The organism is Bradyrhizobium sp. (assembly GCF_049798375.1).
In the GTDB taxonomy this organism is placed as follows: domain Bacteria; phylum Pseudomonadota; class Alphaproteobacteria; order Rhizobiales; family Xanthobacteraceae; genus Bradyrhizobium.
In genome coordinates, this window is sequence record NZ_JBARGP010000644.1 from 1 (window position 1) to 4,383 (window position 4,383).

The following is a 4,383-nucleotide window of genomic DNA, read 5'->3' on the forward strand; positions in this document are numbered from 1 at the left end:
ACGGGATCGGTGAGGTCGGCCCAGCCGACAACGGCGGTCACGAAGGGCGTCGCATCGGCCAGCCGCAGGAATTCCTCGGTTTCGTCGAGCGATGCCCGGCATTGCACGACGATGCTGGCGTCGATGCGGCTCTCGTGGGTGAGCAGCTCCAGCAGCGCCGCCCGCTTGGCGCGCGCCTCGCCGATCGCCCATTGCAGCAATTGCTCGCCGATGCCGCGGCTGCGCCGGTCGGAGGCGACGCGGACATCCTCGACCAGCGCGCGCATCGCGCCTTGCGAGCTCAGCCCCGGCAGCAGGCAGAGCTGCAGGCAGCCGACCACCCTGCCCGCCTGCTCCGCGACGACGAGCTGCAGATTGGCGTCGCGCGCGACCCTATCGAACGCGTCGAAATAGCATTGCGGCAGCGGCTCTTCGATGCGCTCCCGCGTCCGGCCGAGGTGATCGTCCGCCAGCATGGCGATGATGGCGCCGACATCGTCGCGCCGCGCCGGGCGGATGGTGATTCCTGAAACTTCACTCATTGGCATTCCGCAATTCAATGCGCCGGCGCAAGGCGGAGCTCGGCCTCACTCTGGGCAATCCAGCGCCGGATTCCGTCGTAACGGGTAAGATCGAAGCCGCCCTCATGCGCGAGACGCGTATAGGCAAGCAGCGCGATGTCGGCAAGCGAGAGCGCGTCGCCCGCGAGATGGCGCGCTTCGCTCAACCTGCGCTCCATGATGTCGAGCGCGGCATAACCTCGCGTCTCCAGCTTCGGATCGAGCGCATCGGCCGGCTTGCCGAGATAGGTCAGGTGAAAGCGGCGCACGGCGATATAGGGCTCGTGGCTGTACTGCTCCCAGAACAGCCAGCCGTCCATCTGCGCTGCCGTGAAAGCGTCAGCCGGAATGAGGTGGCTGTCGCGCGCGAGATAGCGGATGATGGCGTTGGACTGCGCCAGGGTTCGGCCGTCATCGAAGACGACGGTCGGCACCTGGCCCCAAGGGTTGAGCGCGAGGAAATCCGCGCTGCGGGTCTCGCCTTTGACGACATCGACGTCGATCCAGGCGTAAGGCAGCGCGAGCAGATCGCACACCCACTTTACCTTGAGGCAATTGCCGGAGATGCGATCGCCGTAGATTTTCATGCCTGCCGTCCCGTGACGAACACAGAGCAGCAGGAGGACGCGCCACTGTCAATCGCCTGAAGCGACTGGCAGGTCTTTGAAAGCCTCAGAACTTGTAGCCGAGGCCGGCGCGCACCGTGTTGATGTTGGTGTCGACGGTGGTCGTGAAGCGGACATACTCGTATTCAAAGCGGGCAAAGAGGCCGGCGACCAGATTGACGTCGACGCCGAGACCGGCAGAATAACCGTAGATGAGACGATTATGCTGTCCCTCGGAGGCACTCATTGTCGCGCAGACCGGAAAAGTGCCGTTACCGCAGGCGTCATATACACCAACGAGGGTCTGCGCGTATTTGTCCAAGACGGCAGCACTTTTGGTGGTGTCCGCCTTGCCGATTGCGAGCCCGAAGAATCCGTAAGGCAGGAAGCTTCCCATCGCATAGCCGGCGCGGCCGCGAATCGTCGCCATGTCGGAGATCGATATCGAGGAAGAGGCGCTTGAGGTGACGCTGTGGTAGAGGGGTCCCGCGGTCGGGGTGGGAAACACGAGCGGACCCATGGTCGCTGTCGATGTGCCTCCGAACTTGCCGTGCATGTAGCTCATCTCGACGCCGAGCACGACGTCGTCCCATTGCGAGTTGTAGCCCGCAAAGGCTCCGTAGGAGCCGGTCTGCGCCGTGGTCTTTCCGAAAGGAAGCGACCATTTCGATACGCCATAGGCGCTTTCGATGGCTGTATTGGCGAGCAGAGCGGCCGTCATCGTCTGATTGCTGCCGCTGAAGCTTTCGTCGGATGCCCCGTAGCCACCCTGGGCGCCGACATAGTAGCCGTCCCAATTGACGCGGGAGGAGGACAACCCCTCGGTCAGGCCGCCCCGCAGAATGGGAAGATCGGGGAGATCGGCGGCATGCGCGGCAGACACCACGCCAGACAGCACCACCGCCAATACCAGGCTACGCATCGCAACGCTCCAAATCAGACGCTTGAACTCTGGAACGGATCATCGCGTGTTAACCTTAATCTTTCGTTGTCAAGCCCTCTATCGTGCAATTCTTTCTGGCCGGCATGGTTCGCGCGGCGAGACAAGCGCAAACGGCGCGGAACAGATCCCGCGCCGTTGTTAGTTGATAGCCGCTTGTTTGTATCAGACCACGCTTATCAGCCCTTGCGGTAGAGAACCGGCTGGGGCGGCGGCGGCGGCGTGTCGAGATCCCAGCGCACGCCGAGCTTCACATCGTTCGAGGTGATGTTGTTGAATTTGTAGGACGTGCCACGGCTGTAGCCGTCGAAGGTCGAGATCGTACCGGTGGTACCGCTACCGAGATCGACGTAGCTGTAAGCCAGTTCGAGGGTGACGTTCGGCGTAACGTGATAGGCAAGACCGGCGTGAGCAGCCCAGGCGAAATTCCACTTCGAGGCATTGCCGGCCGTGGCGTAGCCCGCATTTAGTGGTCCGCCGACATACGCTGGGATGTTGTTGATGAGGTCAGGAGCATGCACGTTGTTGACCCCGGTATCGCTGAAGCCGGAGATGCTGACGCGCGAGGCGCCGACGCCGGCGCCGACGAACGGCGTGATGCACCACCAGGTGCCGAGATCGACATAGGCGTTGGCCAGGAACAGCAGCTCGGACTTGCTGGCGTTGTAGTTGTCCTGACCGTTGTAGTTGAGGCCGTAGGCCTGCGCCGTAAAGACGTCGGACCCCTTGAAGTTCGACTTGCCGCGATACTGCGCGGTGAGGTCGGTGCGGAACCAGTTGTTGAAGCGATAACCGACGCCGACATCGAAGATGCCGCCGGTGTCGAACGTGGTGCTCTGGTTCAGCGAGGTGAGCACCGGATTATCCGACTTCTGGATGTTCTTCATGCTCTGGTTCGAGAAGCCGATATCGCCGCGCAGATACCAGCCGCCGAAATCGGCCGGCGGCGGCGGCGCGTAGGCCGGCGGAGGCGCAATCGGCATATCCGCCGCGAAGGCGAAGGTGGAGAACAGGGTGGCCGCTCCCGCGGCAAGCAAAGATAATACGCTACGCATCGGCTTCATCCCTTTTGCCGGTGAGGAGAATGAAAAGAAGGCCCCACATCGAAACTGACGGCTGCAGGATGGCAGCAAATGCTTAAGTGCCACTTAACCCTAATTTTTAAGGTTGATATTTTCTGACTATGCGCGCAATCGAACTAACAGCTCGCCGGATTGCGGCAGGCTCGCCGCATGTCCTAACAATGCATTACCAAGCGGCAGCGGTTAACGATTGCCGCAGGCCGCATCCAGCGGTCGCGCTGCGCATAAAAAAGCGGCCGGCCGGGCGATCGCCGCGCAGCCGCAAATGCCCCGGTCGTGCAGGTATCGGGAAGATCAGGCCGCCGCGGCGGCCTGTCCGAGTGCATCCACGATGTAGTCGACGACTTCCTCGACCAGGATGCGGTCGTCGCCCTCGCCCATCACGCGGATCACCGGTTCGGTGCCGGACGAGCGCACCAGGAGACGGCCGTGACCGTTGAGGCGCTTGTGTCCGGTTTCGATCGCCGACTTCACCTCGGCGTCGTCGAGCGGCTTGCCGCTCCGGTAGCGCACGTTCTTGAGGATCTGCGGCAGCGGATCGAAGCGATGGCAGACCTCCGACACCGGCTTGCGCAGCTTCTGCACGGTCGCCAGCACCTGCAGCGCCGCGACAAAGCCGTCGCCGGTCGTTGCGTAGTCGGACAGGATGATGTGACCGGACTGCTCGCCGCCGAGATTGTAGCCGTCGGCCAGCATGCGCTCGAGCACATGGCGGTCGCCCACCGGCGTGCGCACCAGCTCTAGCCCCTGCCCCTGCAGGAAGCGTTCGAGCCCAAGGTTGGACATCACGGTGGCGACGATGCCGGGCCGCGCCAGGCGGCCGTCTTCCTTCCAGCTCTGCGCGATCACCGCAAGCAGTTGGTCGCCGTCGACGATATGGCCGCGTTCATCGACCAGGATGACGCGATCGGCGTCACCGTCGAGCGCGATGCCGATGTCGGCGCGCATCTCCCGCACCTTGCGACACAGCGCTTCCGGCGAGGTCGACCCGCATTCCTTGTTGATGTTGAAGCCGTCGGGTTCGACGCCGATGGAGATCACGTCGGCGCCCAATTCCCACAGCGCTTCCGGCACCACCTTGTAGGCCGCACCATTGGCGCAATCGACCACGACGCGCAGGCCGTCCAGCGAGATGTCGCGCGGCAAGGTACGCTTGGCGAATTCGATGTAGCGGTCATGGACGCCATCGATGCGGCGGGCGCGCCCGAGACTCGCGC

Annotated in this window: 4 protein-coding genes and 1 pseudogene; all 5 read right to left on the minus strand. The window is 63.2% G+C overall.

The window, feature by feature from the left end; genetic code table 11:
• Nucleotides 1-116: 116 nt before the first annotated feature.
• A pseudogene (locus WA702_RS25300) lies at nt 117-521 on the minus strand (GNAT family N-acetyltransferase); the annotation flags it as partial.
• A 14-nt stretch (nt 522-535) separates the two neighbouring features.
• Complete coding sequence (locus tag WA702_RS25305) at nt 536-1,126, minus strand: glutathione S-transferase family protein (protein WP_425113275.1); 591 nt, start codon at nt 1,124-1,126, stop codon at nt 536-538.
• 85 nt (nt 1,127-1,211) lie between these two features.
• The gene (locus tag WA702_RS25310) at nt 1,212-2,066 is read right to left on the minus strand and encodes an outer membrane protein (protein ID WP_425113276.1); all 855 of its coding nucleotides are present in this window, start codon (nt 2,064-2,066) and stop codon (nt 1,212-1,214) included.
• 197 nt (nt 2,067-2,263) lie between these two features.
• Nucleotides 2,264-3,139, minus strand: coding sequence for an outer membrane protein (locus tag WA702_RS25315; protein WP_425113277.1), 876 nt, complete (start codon nt 3,137-3,139; stop codon nt 2,264-2,266).
• A 321-nt stretch (nt 3,140-3,460) separates the two neighbouring features.
• Nucleotides 3,461-4,383 (minus strand): phosphoglucosamine mutase (gene glmM / locus WA702_RS25320; protein WP_425113278.1); only part of this gene is annotated, 923 nt, incomplete at its 5' end.

Coding starts and splice junctions, on each gene's coding strand:
- WA702_RS25315 (WP_425113277.1), bottom strand. CDS start 3,139: ATGCGTAGCGTATTATCTTTGCTTGCCGCGGGAGCGGCCACCCTGTTC.
- WA702_RS25310 (WP_425113276.1), bottom strand. CDS start 2,066: ATGCGTAGCCTGGTATTGGCGGTGGTGCTGTCTGGCGTGGTGTCTGCC.
- WA702_RS25305 (WP_425113275.1), bottom strand. CDS start 1,126: ATGAAAATCTACGGCGATCGCATCTCCGGCAATTGCCTCAAGGTAAAG.